Source organism: Mycobacterium vicinigordonae (assembly GCF_013466425.1).
GTDB classification, from domain to species: domain Bacteria; phylum Actinomycetota; class Actinomycetes; order Mycobacteriales; family Mycobacteriaceae; genus Mycobacterium; species Mycobacterium vicinigordonae.
Genome location: NZ_CP059165.1, coordinates 1,210,385 through 1,227,357 on the forward strand (window position 1 = coordinate 1,210,385; position 16,973 = coordinate 1,227,357).

General features: G+C 65.5%; 17 protein-coding genes and 1 pseudogene. 9 read left to right on the forward strand and 9 right to left on the reverse strand.

Going from position 1 to position 16,973, the window contains the following annotated elements:
• Positions 1-28: 28 nt before the first annotated feature.
• Entirely contained in the window at positions 29-1,375 is a 1,347-nt protein-coding gene (locus H0P51_RS05320) for a xylulokinase (RefSeq protein ID WP_180916965.1), read from the forward strand.
• A 64-nt stretch (positions 1,376-1,439) separates the two neighbouring features.
• On the forward strand, positions 1,440-2,105 hold the full coding sequence (locus tag H0P51_RS05325; RefSeq protein WP_180916966.1) for a GNAT family N-acetyltransferase: 666 nt from the start codon (positions 1,440-1,442) through the stop codon (positions 2,103-2,105).
• Positions 2,106-2,122: 17 nt separating this feature from the next.
• Here H0P51_RS05325 and H0P51_RS05330 read toward each other — a convergent pair whose 3' ends face one another.
• Positions 2,123-3,037 (reverse strand): class I SAM-dependent methyltransferase, encoded by a 915-nt coding sequence (locus tag H0P51_RS05330; protein ID WP_425488964.1) that lies wholly within the window; start codon positions 3,035-3,037, stop codon positions 2,123-2,125.
• 1 nt (position 3,038) lies between these two features.
• Positions 3,039-3,983, reverse strand: a complete 945-nt coding sequence (locus H0P51_RS05335; protein WP_180916967.1) for a class I SAM-dependent methyltransferase — start codon at positions 3,981-3,983, stop codon at positions 3,039-3,041.
• 277 nt (positions 3,984-4,260) lie between these two features.
• On the opposite strand from H0P51_RS05335, the gene secY reads away from it, so the two are divergent.
• The 6 genes from secY (at position 4,261) to H0P51_RS05365 (ending at position 8,845) form a co-directional block, all read left to right on the forward strand.
• Complete coding sequence (gene secY, locus H0P51_RS05340; RefSeq protein ID WP_180916968.1) at positions 4,261-5,583, forward strand: preprotein translocase subunit SecY; 1,323 nt, start codon at positions 4,261-4,263, stop codon at positions 5,581-5,583.
• Positions 5,580-6,125 carry an adenylate kinase gene (locus tag H0P51_RS05345; protein WP_180916969.1) on the forward strand — a complete coding sequence of 182 codons (546 nt, stop codon included), beginning with the start codon at positions 5,580-5,582 and terminating at the stop codon, positions 6,123-6,125. The genes secY and H0P51_RS05345 overlap by 4 nt, the downstream gene beginning before the upstream one ends.
• A 4-nt stretch (positions 6,126-6,129) precedes the next feature.
• The gene (gene map, locus H0P51_RS05350) at positions 6,130-6,927 is read left to right on the forward strand and encodes a type I methionyl aminopeptidase (RefSeq protein ID WP_180916970.1); all 798 of its coding nucleotides are present in this window, start codon (positions 6,130-6,132) and stop codon (positions 6,925-6,927) included.
• Between the two features lie 110 nt (positions 6,928-7,037).
• On the forward strand, positions 7,038-7,529 hold the full coding sequence (locus tag H0P51_RS05355; RefSeq protein ID WP_180918758.1) for a sigma-70 family RNA polymerase sigma factor: 492 nt from the start codon (positions 7,038-7,040) through the stop codon (positions 7,527-7,529).
• A gap of 28 nt (positions 7,530-7,557) precedes the next feature.
• Entirely contained in the window at positions 7,558-8,280 is a 723-nt protein-coding gene (locus H0P51_RS05360) for an anti-sigma factor family protein (protein WP_180916971.1), read from the forward strand.
• Positions 8,281-8,338: 58 nt separating this feature from the next.
• On the forward strand, positions 8,339-8,845 hold the full coding sequence (locus tag H0P51_RS05365; RefSeq protein ID WP_180916972.1) for a MarR family transcriptional regulator: 507 nt from the start codon (positions 8,339-8,341) through the stop codon (positions 8,843-8,845).
• Here the strand turns inward: H0P51_RS05365 and mmsB are convergent.
• Genes mmsB through H0P51_RS05380 form a run of 3 tightly spaced genes read right to left on the reverse strand, consistent with a single transcriptional unit; the run spans position 8,842 to position 12,433 of the window.
• Positions 8,842-9,726, reverse strand: a complete 885-nt coding sequence (gene mmsB / locus H0P51_RS05370) for a 3-hydroxyisobutyrate dehydrogenase (protein WP_180916973.1) — start codon at positions 9,724-9,726, stop codon at positions 8,842-8,844. The genes H0P51_RS05365 and mmsB overlap by 4 nt on opposite strands.
• A 21-nt stretch (positions 9,727-9,747) precedes the next feature.
• Positions 9,748-10,908 carry an acyl-CoA dehydrogenase family protein gene (locus H0P51_RS05375; protein ID WP_180916974.1) on the reverse strand — a complete coding sequence of 387 codons (1,161 nt, stop codon included), beginning with the start codon at positions 10,906-10,908 and terminating at the stop codon, positions 9,748-9,750.
• Positions 10,909-10,912: 4 nt separating this feature from the next.
• Complete coding sequence (locus tag H0P51_RS05380) at positions 10,913-12,433, reverse strand: CoA-acylating methylmalonate-semialdehyde dehydrogenase (protein WP_180916975.1); 1,521 nt, start codon at positions 12,431-12,433, stop codon at positions 10,913-10,915.
• Between the two features lie 149 nt (positions 12,434-12,582).
• Between H0P51_RS05380 and H0P51_RS05385 the strand changes: the two are divergent.
• Positions 12,583-13,274, forward strand: a pseudogene (locus H0P51_RS05385) (hypothetical protein).
• A 102-nt stretch (positions 13,275-13,376) separates the two neighbouring features.
• On the opposite strand, the gene rfbC reads toward H0P51_RS05385, so the two are convergent.
• The 4 genes from rfbC to H0P51_RS05405 are packed head-to-tail and all read right to left on the reverse strand — an operon-like array spanning position 13,377 to position 16,728.
• Complete coding sequence (gene rfbC, locus H0P51_RS05390) at positions 13,377-13,988, reverse strand: dTDP-4-dehydrorhamnose 3,5-epimerase (RefSeq protein ID WP_180918759.1); 612 nt, start codon at positions 13,986-13,988, stop codon at positions 13,377-13,379.
• 1 nt (position 13,989) lies between these two features.
• A complete protein-coding gene (rfbB, locus tag H0P51_RS05395; RefSeq protein WP_180916976.1) occupies positions 13,990-14,985 on the reverse strand; it encodes a dTDP-glucose 4,6-dehydratase in 996 nt (331 codons plus the stop codon).
• A 10-nt stretch (positions 14,986-14,995) separates the two neighbouring features.
• Entirely contained in the window at positions 14,996-15,856 is an 861-nt protein-coding gene (locus H0P51_RS05400) for an LLM class F420-dependent oxidoreductase (protein ID WP_180916977.1), read from the reverse strand.
• 17 nt (positions 15,857-15,873) lie between these two features.
• Positions 15,874-16,728: an LLM class F420-dependent oxidoreductase gene (locus H0P51_RS05405; protein WP_180916978.1), complete on the reverse strand. Its 855-nt coding sequence runs from the start codon at positions 16,726-16,728 to the stop codon at positions 15,874-15,876.
• Between the last annotated feature and the right edge of the window lie 245 nt (positions 16,729-16,973).

The following is a 16,973-nucleotide window of genomic DNA, read 5'->3' on the forward strand; positions in this document are numbered from 1 at the left end:
CTGCCTATGCTGGCGTACCGTGGCGCCCGTGTCACGCTTCGATGCGCAGGGCCTCACGATCGGCATCGACATCGGCACGACGGCGGCCAAGGCGGTCGCGGTCGGCGAGAGTGGACGCGTGCACGCTCGGGCGCGCATTCCGCATCGGTTGCGGGTGCCCTCGCCCGATCAGTTCGAACACGATGCCGAGGAGGCATGGCGGCGGGGTCCGGTCGCAGCCCTCGAGCAGCTCAATACTCCGGACGCGAAGGCGGTGGCCGTTTCGTCGATGGTGCCGTCGATGACCGCCGTCGACGCCGTCGGCCGACCGATCACGCCGGGGCTGCTTTACGGCGACAGCCGGGGCCGGGTGCCGGGTGCCGCCGAGCCGCCCTTGCCGGCGTTGGGTGAGGCGGCGGAGTTTCTGCGCTGGACGGCCGCGCAGGCACCCGACGCGGCCGGGTACTGGCCTGCGCCGGCGGTCGCCAACCACGCGCTGGCCGGTGAAGCGGTGATCGACTTCGCAACCGCCGTCACCAGCCTGCCGCTGTTCGACGGCGCCGGATGGAATGCGGCGGCGTGCGCCGAGCGTGGCGCCAGGGTCGATCAGATGCCCAGGGTCGAAACGTTTGGCACCGCCGCCGGGGAGGTGCGCGGAAGCTCCGGGGTGCTGGCGGTGGGTGCCATCGACGCCCTGTGCGAACAGATCGTGGCCGGCGCCGACCACGATGGCGACGTGCTGGTGTTGTGCGGCACCACCCTGATCGTGTGGACCACCGTCTCCGAGGCGCGACAGGTGCCCGGATTGTGGACCATTCCGCACACCACCGCCGGCAAGAGTCAGATAGGTGGCGCCAGCAATGCCGGTGGATTATTTCTCAACTGGGTGGATCGTGTTGTGGCACAAGCCGATCCGGATGCCGCCGATCCGCGGCTGGTGCCAGTGTGGCTGCCCTACATCCGCGGCGAGCGCACCCCGTTCCACGATCCGGACCGCCGCGCCAAGCTCGACGGCGTAGACCTCACCCACGATGCGGCGGCGCTGCGGCGCGCGGCCTACGAAGCGTCCGGCTTCGCGGTACGGCAGATCCTGGAACTAGGTGGTGCGCCGGTGCGCCGCATCATCGCCACGGGTGGCGGTACCCGGGTAGCGCCCTGGATGCAGGCCATCGCCGACGCGACCGGGCGGCCGGTCGAGGTGTCGGCGGCGGCTGAGGGGGCGGCGCTGGGTGCGGCGTTCCTGGCCCGGATGGCGGTCGGGCTGGAATCGGTGATCACCGATGCGTCCCGGTGGGCCGCCGTGGAGCGGGTGGTGGAGCCCCGCCCGGAATGGCTGGCGCCAACCAGGGATCGGTATCGCCGGTTCCTGGAACTCAGCGGATCGAAACTCTGCTAGCGGAATGGGGGATCGGTCCCGGATTGGTGGCGCGCGCGGCGGCACCTCGTTCTAGTCTTATGCAATGACCGACCACGACCAGACCGCCGCCCGTCGAGAGATCGCAGATGCCCTACTTGCCGCATTGGAACGGCGGCACGAGGTCGCCGATGCCATCGTCGAGGCCAAGAACAAGGCCGCGGCGGTCGAGTCGATCGTCACGCTGCTGGGCACCTCGCACCTGGCAGCGGACGCCGTGATGAGCATGTCATTCGAACAGCTCACCCAAGACGCGCGCGCGAAGATTCTGGCCGAGCTCGAAGACTTGAACAAGCAGCTCAGCTTCGCTATGCAAGATCGGCCGGCCAGCTTGGGTGAGACGCTCGAGCTGCGCGCGTTCTCGGCGGCCGAGGACCGCGATATCTTCACCGCGCGCACCGACGAGATCAAGGCCGCAGGTGACGGGTCCGGTCTGCCCGCCGGTGCCATCGACGACGAGATCAAGTCGGCACTGAAGCGGCTGCGCGACGAAGAGGCCGCCTGGTTCGTGGCGGTGGATTCCGGCGAAAAGGTCGGCATGGTGTTCGGCGAACTGCACCAGGGTGAGGTCAACGTCCGCATCTGGATCCACCCCGAGCACCGCAAGAAAGGCTACGGCACCGCGGCGCTGCGCAAGTCTCGCTCGGAAATGGCCTGGGCCTTCCCGGCGGTGCCCATGGTGGTCCGCGCGCCGGCGGCTAAACCCGAGTAGCGCAACGCAATTCGCGGCTAATTGCGGGTTGCGGCGACGGTGACGATGTTGCGCAACTGGGCCAGTTCGGATTCCTCGGGAAAGCTGCGTCCGTATTCTCCGAACAGCTCGCGTCGTGGCCGGGTGTTTACCTGCCAGCCCAGCCCGGTGAGGTAGTCGACCACGTTGTTGCGCTCGCCGTCGTAGAACAGTCCGGACAAGTCGATGTCGCAGCCGAAATTAGCCCACCGCTGACTGAACTGCTGAGCGCGCTCGGACATCGCCACCCCGGAGTCCGGGTGGAATTCGGTGGCAAGTCTGCTACCCGGTCCGCTGAGCGTGGTGACGTTGTCGAAAAGCAGGTCCTGCGCTTCAGGCGGTAGGTACATCAGCAACCCTTCGGCGATCCACGCCGTGGCCCGTGACGGGTCGAATCCGCTGTGGCGCAGCGCAGCCGGCCAATCGTCGCGCAGATCGATGCTCACCGATTTGCGGTGCGCCGAGGGGCTGGCTCCCAGTGCCGACAGGGTGGCGTTTTTGAACTCGATGACCTTGGGCTGGTCGATCTCGTACACCACAGTCCCGCGCGGCCACGACAATCGGTAGCCGCGGGCGTCCAAGCCCGACGCCAGGATCACAGCCTGCCGGATCCCGGAACGGGCGGCGTCGAGGAGAAACTCGTCGAAGAAGCGGGTGCGGACCGCTATCGAGTCGATCTCGAGCTGGAAGTCGTGCTCTGTGTGCCCGCCCGGGAGGTTGCCATCGGCCAGCCGGGTAAAGAAGTCCAGGCCGACGGCGCGCACCAAGGGCTCCGCGAACGGGTCGTCGATGATGGGGTTGTCCTGCTTGGTGGCGACGGCGCGGGCGGCGGCCACCATCGTGGCTGTGGCTCCCACACTGGTCGCCAAGTCCCAGCTGTCACCTGCGGACCGCTGCAGCTCCGGGGAGGCCATCTCAGCAGCGCTCCGCGCTCAGGAAGGCCACTTCGCCGAATGGGGCGTCGTCGGCATCGGCAGGTGGCAAACCGTGTGCGGAGAACAAGTCGGCGTTGCCCACGCTGGTGGTATGCCAGCCGTGCGCGGCCAGATAGACGCCCGCGTCTGTGCGGTCGTCGAAATAGACCAGGGCGGCCATGTCGAAATCGAGTCCGTGCCGGCTCCAACGCTCGTTCTGACGCTTCATGCGGCGGCGGAGTTCCTCCTCGTTGAGCGGATTAATGTCGAGCAGTCCTTCGGTGGCGAAGCGGCTGCCCCGAACGCTCTGCGCCGTGATCTGGTCGAGCAGGCGGTCCTGGGCCTCGGCCGGCAGATAACCCAACAAACCCTCGGCTATCCACGCGGTGGGCTGCGTCGGGTCGAAGCCGGCGGCACGCAACGCGGTCGGCCAATCGTCTCGCAGGTCGACCGCCACCGTGCGGCGCTGCGCCGTCGGCTGCGACCCCAGACCGGCCAGCGTCGTGGTCTTGAATTCGATCACCGCGGGCTGGTCGACCTCGAAGACGGTGGTACCCGCAGGCCAGGGCAGACGATAGGCCCGCGAGTCCAGACCGGCAGCCAGGATCACGGCCTGCCGGATTCCGACCGCGGTTGCGTCGGCGAAGAAGTCGTCGAAGAACCTGGTGCGGACCGCCATCGCGTTGGCGAACTGCGCTGCGCCGCGTGCCGTCTCTTCGTCGAGTTCTGCCGCGCTTAACTCACCGCTGGCCAGCCGGGCAAAGAAGTCGACGCCCACAGCCCGTACCAAAGGCTCCGCGAATTGATCGGTTGCTACCGCGCCGGCGCCGGCGGTGTCCCTGGCGGCCACCGCGCGCGCCGCTGCGACCATGGTGGCTGTCAGGCCCACACTGGACGCCAGGTCCCATGTGTCACCCTCGAACCGAGCGCTGGGCGTCTGGGTCATTCATACGCTCCCGAAAGTCAGATCTGTTATTTAGCAAATATAACGAGCTATCCCGACTGTACGCCGTCCTCGGCACCGGGTCGTCGCGGACGGAGAGACGGCCCTGGCAGGGCCAGCTCACATCAGCTGTTAGTCTCGTACACGGTTTGACGCGCCCTGGCCTGCTGGTATCGGGCAGGTGTACGCGGCATAACCCCAGGAATGATCAGGAAAAGGACCCAGCCGGCCAACCCCCGGTTGACATGCCGCACCAGAGTTCGGCTGCGCAGGAGGAAGAGTGCTTTCGGCTTTCATCTCATCGCTGCGAACAGTCGACCTGAGACGGAAGATTCTCTTCACGCTGGGCATCGTCATCCTGTACCGCGTCGGCGCCACACTGCCGTCGCCTGGGGTCAACTTCCACAACGTGCAGCAGTGCATCAAAGAAGCCAGCGGCGGCCAGGCCGGACAGATCTACTCGCTGATCAACCTGTTCTCCGGCGGAGCGTTGCTGAAGCTGACGGTGTTCGCGGTCGGCGTGATGCCCTACATCACCGCGAGCATCATCGTTCAGCTGCTCACCGTGGTCATCCCGCGCTTCGAAGAGCTGCGCAAGGAAGGGCAAGCTGGGCAGGCGAAGATGACGCAGTACACGCGTTATCTCGCGATCGCGTTGGCCATTCTGCAGGCCACCAGCATCGTCGCGCTGGCGGCCAATGGCGGGCTGCTGCAAGGTTGTTCGCTGGACATCCTGTCCAACCAGACCATCTTCTCCGAGATCGTGATCGTGCTCGTGATGACCGCTGGCGCTGCCCTGGTGATGTGGATGGGCGAGCTGATCACCGAACGGGGTATCGGCAATGGCATGTCGCTGCTGATCTTCGTCGGCATCGCCGCCCGTATTCCTGCCGAAGGCAACCAAATTCTGGAGAGCCGCGGCGGAATGATCTTCGCCGCGGTCTGCGGCGCGGCGCTGTTGATCATCGTCGGCGTGGTGTTCGTCGAACAGGGCCAACGACGAATTCCGGTGCAGTACGCCAAGCGCATGGTGGGGCGGCGGATGTACGGCGGTACCTCGACATATCTGCCGCTCAAGGTGAACCAGGCCGGCGTCATCCCGGTGATCTTCGCGTCCTCGCTGATCTACATCCCGAACCTGATCACCCAACTGGTGAACAGCGGTGGTGGCGGTGGCCGCGGCTGGTGGAGCAAATTCGTCAGCAAATATCTGTCCGATCCGAGCAACCCGGTTTATATCGGCATCTATTTCGGGCTGATCATCTTCTTCACGTACTTCTACGTCTCAATCACGTTCAATCCCGACGAACGCGCCGACGAGATGAAGAAGTTCGGCGGCTTCATCCCAGGTATTCGTCCCGGCCGTCCGACCGCCGACTATCTGCGCTACGTGCTGAGCCGGATCACTCTGCCGGGCTCGATCTACCTCGGTGTGATCTCCGTGCTGCCCAACGTTTTCCTGCAGATGGGCAACAGCGGCGGGATCCAGAATCTACCGTTCGGGGGTACCGCGGTGCTGATCATGATCGGTGTCGGGTTGGATACGGTCAAGCAAATCGAGAGTCAGCTCATGCAGCGCAACTATGAAGGGTTCCTCAAGTGAGAGTCGTACTGCTTGGCCCGCCGGGCGCGGGCAAGGGAACGCAAGCGCAGAAGCTGGCCGAAAAGCTGGGCATACCGCAGATCTCGACCGGCGAACTTTTCCGCAAGAACATTCAGGAGGGCACCAAGCTCGGGCTAGAGGCCAAGCGTTACCTCGACGCCGGCGACCTGGTGCCGTCCTCACTGACCAACGAACTTGTCGACGACCGACTCAACGATCCGGATGCCTCGAACGGCTTCATCCTGGACGGGTATCCGCGCTCGGTCGAGCAAGCCAAGGCGCTGCACGAGATGCTGGAACGCCGCGGCACCGACATCGATGCGGTGGTGGAGTTCCGGGTGTCGGAAGACGAACTGCTGACCCGCCTCAAGGGCCGCGGTCGCGAAGACGACACCGAGGACGTCATCCTGAACCGGATGAAGGTCTACCGCGACGAGACCGCGCCGCTGCTCGACTATTACCGCGACGAACTCAAGACAGTCGACGCGGTCGGCACCCTGGATGAGGTGTTCGCCCGCGCGCTGCAGGCGTTGGGTAAGTAACCCGATGGGTGCCCTGGCGCGGCTTCGGGGACGCCGGGTCGTGCCGCAGCGCACCGCCGGTGAGCTCGATGCGATGGCCGCGGCGGGCGCCGTCGTCGCCGCCGCGTTGCAGGCGGTGCAAGCCGCTGCGCGCGCGGGCGTGTCCACCTTGGGACTGGACGAAATTGCCGAATCGGTGATCCGCGAGGCCGGCGCGATCCCGTCGTTTCTGGGGTACCATGGCTACCCGGCATCGATCTGCTCGTCGGTGAACAGCCGTGTGGTGCACGGCATTCCGTCGGCCGCCGAGATCCTCGCGCCCGGTGACCTGGTGTCCATCGACTGCGGCGCAATCCTGGACGGGTGGCACGGTGACGCCGCCGTCACCTTCGGTATCGACAATCTCATTCCAGCCGACGAGGCTTTGTCCCAAGCGACTAAGGAGTCGCTGGAAGCTGGAATCGCGGCGATGGTCATCGGAAATCGGTTGACCGACGTCTCGCATGCCATCGAAACCGGAACCCGGGCCGCCTCGGCACGTTACGACCGCGCATTCGGCATCGTCGAGGGATACGGCGGCCACGGGATCGGGCGGCAAATGCACCTGGATCCGTTCCTGCCCAACGAAGGTGCCCCCGGCCGGGGGCCGTTGCTGGTGGCCGGATCGGTGCTGGCCATCGAACCGATGTTGACGCTGGGCAGCGGCAAGACGACTGTCTTGGACGACAAATGGACGGTGACCACTGTCGACGGGTCCCGCGCTGCGCATTGGGAACACACCGTGGCAGTCACCGAGGCGGGTCCGCGCGTCCTCACACTTTGAACGTGCCGTTGAACCAGCCACCCGCTCGACTCGTGTCGTAGGCGGGAGGTGATCGAGTGGCTGGTGCGGCCGGGACTAGGGGCGCGTCCGAGGCTGCCGAAGCGGCTTTGATGACGGCGTTGTACAACGAGCACGCCGCGGTGCTCTGGCGCTACGCGCTGCGGTTGACCGGCGATGCCAGCCAAGCCGAGGATGTCGTCCAGGAGACGTTGTTGCGGGCCTGGCAGCACCCGGAAGTCGCCGGAGACTTGGCGCGATCGGTTCGGCCGTGGTTGTTCACAGTGGCCCGCAACATGATCATCGACGACCGCCGCAGTGCCCGGTTCCGCAACGTCATCGGATCGATCGACGAGACCGGCGCGCCTGAGCAGGCCACTCCGGACGAGGTCAACGCGGCCCTGGACAGGCTGCTGATCGGCGACGCGATGGCCCAACTGTCCAGTGAGCATCGGGCCGTGATCGAGCGGTCCTACTACCGCGGCTGGACGACCACCCAAATAGCCGACGACCTGAAGATCGCGGAGGGAACCGTGAAATCGCGCCTGCACTACGCCGTGCGGGCGCTACGGCTCACGCTGCAGGAACTGGGAGTCACACGATGACGCTGGACGTAACGGGAGACGAGGAGACATGACTGAGCCAGGACGGGGGCACGCGCCGCCCGACGACCACCCCTTCGCGATGTGGGATGCGGCCTACGTGCTGGGGTCACTGTCGCCGGCCGACCGCCTCGAGTTCGAAGCGCACCTGCCCGACTGCACGCGGTGCCGCGATTCCGTCGCCGAACTGTCCGGGGTGCCGGCGCTCCTCGGCCGCCTGCGCCGCGATGAGGTCGCCGCGATCGACGACGCCGCCTCGACGGCGCGGGATCTGCCGGCCGCTTTGCTGCCGTCGTTGTTGGCGACGGTGCGTCGGCGGCGGCGCCGCACCCGGGTGCTGACCTGGGCGGCGTCGGCCGCCGCGGCGGTAGTGCTGGGTGTCGGCGTGCTGATCGGCGGGCACGGGTTCGTCGGAGGTTTCGGACATCATTCGGCGACCACCGCTTCCACGCAGACGATGCAGCAGGTCGGCACCAAGCTGCTGACCTCGACGATTTCGCTGAGCAGCCACAATTGGGGGACCTTCATAAACCTGGAGTGCTACTGCCTGGCCCCCCCGGACGCCAAGCACGACACCCTGGCCATGGTGGTGGTGGGCCGCGACGGCAGCCAGACCCGGCTGGCGACCTGGGTGGCCGAACCAGGCCACACTGCCAGCCCAGCTGGCAGCGTTTCCACGCCGCTGGACCAGATTGCCTCGGTGCGGGTCGTCTCGGCTGACACCGGCCAGGTGCTGCTGGAGCGCGCTTTCTGACCTACCCGGTCTCCCCCCGAGAAGGGGACGGGGGAAGCCGGGTGCGGTAAAAAGGTGCGTGGCCGATTCCGCGAAGCGTGATCCCATCGCCGCCGCGCGGGCCAATTGGGAACGGGCTGGGTGGGGGGACGTCTCGTCCGGCATGGTTGCGGTCACCTCGGTCATGCGGGCGCATCAGATCCTGCTGGCGCGTGTCGAGGCGGCCCTGAGGCCTTACGACCTGAGCTTCTCCCGGTACGAACTGCTTCGCCTGCTGGCATTCAGCCGCAGCGGTGCTCTGCCGATCACCAAGGCGTCGGACCGGCTGCAGGTGCACGTCACCAGCGTCACGCACGCGATCCGTCGCTTGGAAGCCGACGGCCTGGTGCGGCGGGTACCCCATCCCACCGACGGCCGAACCACGCTGGTCGAGATCACCGAGTTGGGTCGATCGACGGTCGAGGACGCCACGGTGACGCTCAACGAGCAGGTATTCGCCGACATCGGGATGGCCGCGGCTGAGTCGGAAGCATTGGTGTCGTCGATTGAAACGTTGCGACGCAACGCTGGTGACTTCTCCGATTAACTGTCGCGCAAGGTTTCGATGATCGCGCTGAAGTCCTCATCGGGGTGCTCGACGGCGAACTCGGCGTAGATCTGGGCGGCGTGGCTGCCCAGCGGCGCGGTCGATCCGGTCGACTTCACCGCGTCCATCGCCAAGCCCAGGTCTTTGTTCATCAGTGCCGCGGCGAAGCCGGGTTTGAAGTCGTGATTCGCCGGTGACGTCGGGACCGGGCCTGGCACAGGGCAATTGGTGTGAACCGCCCAGCAGTTGCCGGTCGCGCCGGTGATCACGTCGAACAGTGACTGCGCTTCTAGCCCGAGCTTCTCGGCGAGCACGAAAGCCTCGCCGATTGCGATCTGCTGCACCGCCAGCACCATGTTGTTGCACACCTTGGCAGCCTGTCCCGCGCCCGGGCCGCCGCAGTGAACGATCTTGCCCGCCATGGGTTTCAACGCCCATCGGGCACGTTCTACCGCTTGGTCGTCGCCGCCGACCATGAATGCCAGCGTGCCGGCCACGGCGCCTTTGACACCGCCGGACACCGGCGCGTCGACCTGGGACATGCCGTGAGATTCGGCCAGCGCGTGGGCCTCTCGCGCGTCATCGACCGAGATGGTGGAGCTGTCGATAAACAGGGCGCCCACTCGTGCGGCCGGCAAAATTTCTGCATAGCAGCGTTTGACCACATCGCCGCTTGGCAGCATGGTGATCACCACGTCCGCGTCGGCAACCGCCTGCACCGGGCTGTCGAATACCACCGCGCCCTGGCCGGCTGCGGCCGCGGCGGCTGCGGGTGCCGGGTCGAATCCGCGCACCGCGTGGCCCGCTTTGACCAGGTTTGCTGACATGGGCCCACCCATGTTTCCCAGACCGAGGAAGGCGATCGTCAGGAACTCGGTCATGGTTGTCCTTCTAGCACTGGTTCATCCGGCGGCTTTGAAGCGAGCGGCCTCGGCTCGGCCGACGACCACCCGCATGATTTCGTTGGTCCCTTCCAGGATCCGATGCACCCGCAGGTCGCGAACGATCTTTTCCAGACCATACTCCCGCAGGTAACCGTAGCCGCCGTGCAGCTGCAGCGCCTTATCGGCGACGTCGTAGCACGTGTCGGTGACGTAACGCTTGGCCATCGCGCACAACTCGACCTTATCGGCGCTGTCCTCATCGAGCGCATTCGCCGCCCGCCACAACATCATTCGCGACGTCTCCAGTCCGGTGGCCATGTCGGCCAGGGTGAACCGGATGGTGGGCTCGTCGATCAGCGTTTTGCCGAATGCCTGGCGCTCGCGCACGTAAGCGCCCGCCTTGTCGAAGGCGGACGCGGCGCCGCCCAGTGAGCACGCCGCGATGTTCAGCCGGCCACCGTTGAGGCCGTTCATCGCGATTCCGAAGCCGGTACCGTCACCGTCGGTGCCGCCCAGCATCGCGTCGCCGGGTACGCGGACGCCTTCGAGGATGACCTGCGCGGTGGGCTGGGCGTTCCAGCCCATCTTCTGTTCCATCGCACCGAAACTCAGCCCTGGAGTATCCTTTTCGACGACGAAGGCCGAAATGCCCCGGGGGCCTTCGGGCCCGGTTCGAGCCATCACCACATACACGTCGGAGGCGCCGGCGCCGGAGATAAACTGCTTGACACCGTCGAGCACATAGTCGCCGCCTTGCTTGACCGCGCGGGTGCTAAGGGCGCTCGCGTCCGAACCGGCGCCCGGCTCGGTCAGGCAGTAACTGGCGATGATATCCATCGTGGCCAGCCGCGGCACCCAGGACTTGCGCTGCTCCTCGGTGCCGTATCGGTCGATCATCCACGAGCACATATTGTGGATGGACAGAAACGCGGCGGTGACCGGGTCGGCGCTGGCCAACTGCTCGAAGATGCGCACACCGTCCAGGCGCCGCAGCCCGCTGCCGCCGACGTCGTCGCGACAGTAGATCGCCGCCATGCCGAGCTCGGCGGCCTCACGTAGCACATCGGTCGGAAAGTGCTTGCTGGCATCCCATTCCAGGGCGAACGGGGCGATGCGCTTTTCAGCGAAGGCAGCCGCCGTCTCGGTGATGACCCGTTCTTCGTCGTTGAGGGTGAACACGTTGCTAATCCATTGTCGGGATGGAGAATTCGGCACCATCCTTGATGCCTGACGGCCAGCGCGAGGTGACGGTCTTGACTTTGGTGTAGAACTGGATCGACGCCGGGCCGTGCTGGTTGAGATCGCCGAAGCCGGAGCGCTTCCAACCACCAAAGGTGTGGTAGGCCACTGGAACCGGGATCGGCACGTTGACGCCGACCATGCCGACCTCAACTCTGGAGGTGAAGTCGCGGGCGGTGTCGCCGTCCCGGGTGAAGATGGCCACCCCGTTGCCGTATTCATGTTCGGTGGGCAGTCGTAACGCTTCTTCGTAGTCGTGTGCGCGCACGATGCAAAGCACCGGGCCAAAGATCTCGTCGGTGTAGATGGACATGTCGGGGGTGACCCGGTCGAACAGGGTGGGGCCGATGAAATAGCCTCCCTCCAGGTTGGCATCGCCGAAAGTCAAGTCATCGCTGGCCCTTTCACGACCGTCGATGACCAATTCGGCGCCGGCGTCCACACCCTGGCCGATGTAGTCGCGCACCCGCGTCAACGCAGCCTCGGTGACCAGGGGACCGTAGTCGGCCTTGGGGTCAAGGCTGTGGCCGACGCGCAGGTTGTTGATCCGCTCGATCAGCCTGGCGCGCAACCGGTCTGCGGTCTGTTCGCCGACCGGGACGGCAACGCTTATCGCCATGCATCGCTCGCCGGCGCTGCCGTAGCCGGCGCCGATCAGTGCGTCCACCGCCTGATCGAGGTCTGCGTCCGGCATTACGATCATGTGGTTCTTGGCGCCGCCGAAGCACTGTGAACGCTTCCCCGTGGCCGCGGCATTGGCGTAGATGTACTGGGCGATATCGGAACTGCCGACGAAGCCGACCGCTTTGATGTCGGGGTGCTGCAGGATTGCGTCGACGGCTTCCTTGTCGCCGTGGACTACCTGAAAGACCCCGGGGGGCAGGCCCGCCTCGGTGAATAGCTCGGCCAGGCGTAGCGGGACCGAGGGATCGCGCTCACTTGGCTTGAGTACGAAGGCATTTCCGCATGCCAGGGCGGGGCCCGCCTTCCACAGCGGGATCATGGCAGGGAAGTTGAACGGGGTGATCCCCGCGACCACCCCGAGGGGTTGGCGCAGCGAATACACGTCGATGGACGGCCCGGCACCCTCGGTGTATTCGCCCTTGAGCAGGTGGGGGATGCCGATGCAGAACTCGATGACTTCGATGCCGCGCTGGATGTCGCCCTTGGCGTCGGCGACCGTCTTGCCGTGTTCGAGGGACAGCAGCTCGGCCAGCTCGTCGCTGTTCTGGTTGACCAGTTCGATGAACCTCATCAACACTCGGGCGCGGCGCTGCGGATTGAAAGCGGCCCAGGCTTTTTGGGCTTCTTTGGCGGATGCGACGGCCGAATCGATATCGGCCTGGTTAGCCATCGGCACGGTGGCCTGGACCTCGCCGGTGCTTGGGTTGAGAACGTCGGCGGTGCGAGTGGACTGGCCGGTGGTGCGATGTCCGTCGATGAAGTGCGGAACCTGTGCGGTCATGGTTGTCCCAGAGAGGTTAGGAGGGGAATCGAGGTGATACTTGCATATCCTAGTAATTGTCGGCTGCGTTAGCAAGGCGGCCAGGGGTCTGCTCGCGCCGAGACTCAGTTGGGTCGACGGGGTTGCAGGGTTGCGATAGTATCGCACGTATGTGCGAATCGGTTGACTTAGCTGCACTCCCGGACGGCGCCGGTGAGGCAGAGTTGATCGCACGGATCGCCCAGTTGGAGCGGGTCAAATGCGCTGCGGTGGCGGGGCAGGCTCGGGCAGCTGCGGCGCTGGATGCTGCGGGACGGGCCGCCGAAGCGGCCGGCGGGTTGCCCGCCAAGAAGCGGGGCCGCGGGGTGTCCAGCGAGGTCGCGTTGGCCCGCCACGATTCCCCGGCCCGCGGCGGTCGGCTTCTCGGTTTCGCGAAAGCACTGGTCCGCAACGCCGCGGCGGTTGTTGCGAGCCCTGCCAACGGCGCCCTGGTCGCCATGGAATCGCGGTCCCGCACGTTTCCGCGCGGCTTGGCCGACTTCATTGACCTGCGCGATCAGACCTGCCGTACGCCTTATTGCGACGCACCCATCCGTCACCGCGACCACGCCGAACCCTGGAAGCGCGGCGGACCCACTACCGCCGCCAACGGCTTCGGTTGCTGTGAATACTGAATTACGTGAAGGAGTCAGCTGGCTGGACCGTCATCACCCACGACGAAAACGGCACGCACACAGCCCAATACACAACTCCCACCGGCGCTCGCTACCAATCCACCGCACCGCCGATCTACCCGAGATATGACATCAGCGACATCGAAACGGCACTCAGCATCACGCTGACCCACCGCCATGCTGCGTAACTCCCTAAGTTGTCGACACCCGGTTGCGGTACCGGTGATCCGGTAGGTGCTGCCGTCTTTGCCGAGTATGGTCGGTGGCGCCGCCTGTTGCACAGGTGCCTATTAACGGCCGTTTGACAAGCCTTTGATGAATGCCTGCGTCTCTTCCCAGGCGGGCAGCAGGCCGGAGTCGCGCACTTCGGCGAAGCTGGGGGCCGCGGCGTCACGTTCGGACAGGCTCGGGGCGGCACCGCCCACCAGCGGCCACTCGACGGCCAGCGTTGGATCCGTCGCGCAGATGGTGTGCTCGCGCTGCGGGTTGTATTCTGCCGAACACAGATACATCACTGTCGAATCATCCTGCAGCGCAAGGAAACCATGCGCCAAACCTTCTGAGATGTAGACGGTCCGGCGGTCTTTGTCATCCAACAGCACCGAGTCCCACTTGCCGAAGGTAGGCGAGCCAACCCGGATATCGACGATGACGTCGAACACCGCACCGCGCACACAGGTGACGTACTTGGCCTGGCTCGGCGGCAGCTGGGCGAAATGCAGGCCGCGCAGCACTCCGGCCGACGACACCGAACAGTTGGCCTGCCGGACGTCCAGGCTGTGGTCGGCAAAGCCGCGGAAACCTTTGTCGGTCAACCATTCGAAGAACATGCCCCGTGCATCACCGTGGATGGTCGGAGTTATCTCCCAGGCGCCTGCAATGTCGAGTTCGCGTACCTTCATCTCACTGGCCACGCTCGGCGTAGCGCGCCTCGGCGGCGTCTTTTAATGGGCGCCACCATGATTCGTTGTCCCGGTACCAGTCGATGGTGGCCCGTAGACCCTCTTCGAAGTCAGTGTGCTTTGGCGCCCAACATAATTCGTTGTTCAGCAGCGACGGGTCGATGGCGTACCGCAGGTCGTGGCCGACGCGGTCGGTCACTTGATCGAAATCGTCGGGGTCGCGATCCATCATGCGCAGCACCGTGCGCAGCACGCTCAGGTTGTCCCGCTCGCCCTCCGAGCTGATCAGGTAGGTCTGTCCGATCTGCCCCATTTCCAGGATCCGGCGCACCGCGTTGTTGTGGTCTTCGACGTGAATCCAGTCGCGCACGTTCGCCCCGGTCCCATAAAGCTTGCACCGCCGACCGGTCAGCACATTTGTGATCTGGCGCGGAATGAACTTCTCGATGTGCTGGTACGGGCCGTAATTGTTGGAACAGTTGGACAGTGTGGCTCGCACGCCATACGACCGCACCCAGGCCCGCACCAGCATGTCGCTGCCGGCCTTGGTCGCGGAGTAAGGACTCGACGGGTTGTACGGTGTTGCCTCGGTGAACCGCTGCGAGTCGCCGAGTTCCAGGTCGCCGTAGACCTCGTCAGTGGAGATGTGGTGCAACCGGACCCCATGGCGCCGAACGGCTTCCAGAATGGTGAACGTTCCCACCACGTTGGTGTGCAGGAACGGCTCCGGATTGTCCAGGGCGTTGTCCACATGGGATTCGGCGGCGAAATGCACGACGGCGTCGGACTCGGCCACCAGCCGGACGACAAGTTCGGAGTCGCAGATGTCGCCTTCGACGAACCTGATCGAGTCTTCGACGTCGGCCAGCGATTCCCGTCGTCCGGCGTAGGTGAGCGAGTCGATCACCGTCACCGAGTCTTCGGGGTGTTCGCGCACGGTGCTGTGCACGAAGTTCGCGCCGATGAAGCCCGCCCCGCCAGTGACCAGCAGTCGCATGGGCACAACCCTAACGGCTGAGGCCCAATGGTCCTCCCAGTTCGCGAAGTACCGATAACAGCTTCTCGGGATCAGAGGCACCCAACACCTGGATAGCCACGTGATCGGCCCCCGCATCGACGTGCTCGTTGAGTCGGCGCGCAATGTCCTCGGGGGTGCCGTAGGCGACCAGGGCGTCGATCAGCCGATCGCTGCCCGGCTTGCGTACGTCGTCCTCGGTGAATCCGAGCCGTAGCCAATTGTTCACGTAGTTACTCAGGCCCAGATAGAAGTCGACGAATTTGCGGCCGACCGCGCGTGCCTCCTCGGCATCGGTGGTGAGCACCACCTTGTGTTCGGGAGCCAGGAACACCGTGTTGCCCAGCAGGTGGCGGGCCTTTCCCGTGTGTGCCGGCGTGGTCAGATACGGGTGGGCCCCCGCACTGCGCTGCGCGGCCAGCTCCAACACCCGGGGCCCAAGCGCGGCCAGCACCCGCCGGCTGGTCGGCACCAGCGCCTGGTCCAGCTCATCGAGATAAGACACCAGTGCGTCGTAGGGCTTCTGGTATTGGTCGGTGTGCTCCGGGTGACCCACCCCGACGCCTAGCAGAAACCGCCCCGGGTAGGCCCCTTCGATCCGTTGATATGACGCCGCGACTTCGTCGGCCGGCGCTGTCCAGACGTTCACGATCCCGGTCGCCAGCTGCAACGAATCAGTCCGCGCCAGTGCGGGTTCGACCCACGCCAGCTCGGCGTCCGGCGATGCGCCGATCCATACCGCGCCATAGCCCAGCGTTTCGATCTCGGTGGCCAACTCCGGGGCCAGCGAACGGGTGCCCAACCACACGCCGAACCGCCCCACGTCAGGTTTGAGTGAAACCAATTCCGTCATCTCGCCCCCAATACCCGTTACTGCCCGAGCGCAGTGGCCAACTCAGCCAGCGCCGGCACCAGGTTCTCACTTCGGGTCAGCACCTGGACCGGAACGTGGTCGGCGCCGGCTTCGAGGTGCTCGCGCAGGCGCGTGGCGACGGTGTCGGCCGTGCCGTAGGCGACTACGGCGTCGACCAGGCGGTCACTGCCCGGTTTGGCGACGTCGTCGTCGGTGAAGCCGAGGCGCTTCCAGTTGTTGAGGTAGTTGGCGAGATTGAGGTAGATATCGAGAGCTTTGCGGCCCACGGCGCGGGCCTGCTCGGCCCCTTCTTTGTCCGAGGTGGTCAGCACGACCTTGTGCTCGGGTGCCAGAAAGGCCTCTGGGCCGATCAGCTCGCGTGCCCATGCCGTGTGCTCGGGTGTCGTCAGGTACGGGTGGGCCCCGGCGCTGCGCCGGGCCGACAACTTGAGAACCTGCGGGCCAAGGGCCGCCACCACCCGCCGGTTCTTGGGCACACCGAATTCGTCGAGTTGGTCCAGGTACTCCACCAGCGCTTCGTACGGCTTGCGGTATTCGGTGTGTGCCTCGGGGTGGCCGACGCCGATGCCCAGTAGGAAACGTCCGGGGTAGGCCTTCTCGATCCGGTGGAACGACTCGGCGACTGGCCTCGCCGCCGCCGTCCAGATGTTGACAATCCCGGTGGCCACCCGCAATGTGTCGGTCGCCGCCAGGATCGGCTCTACCCAGTCCAACTCGGCGGGTGGGGAGCCGCCCACCCAGACCGCGCCGTAGCCGAGGGCTTCGATTTCCTTTGCTTGCTGGGGTGTGACACCGCGTCCGAATGATCCGAACCGGCCAAGATCTGGTTTTCCTGCAGCAGAATCGGTCATGGTTCGTCCAACCCCCGAGGTGACCTGGCCTATTCCGGGTTCGGGACGGGTTGCGGCGTTTTGCGTCGGGGGTGGCGAAGCGGGTATCGTTGCGCGACGGTGCGGCGTTCGTGCCGGCTCTTGGCGTGCCCAGTCCTGAAATCTGCGGAGCACTTCGCGGAATTTCCATCACCGGCTCACGTTTTGTAGTCAGGACGCTTGCTGCGCCGAGCCAGGTGCACGGAAACGAAAAGCAGAGGATCGTC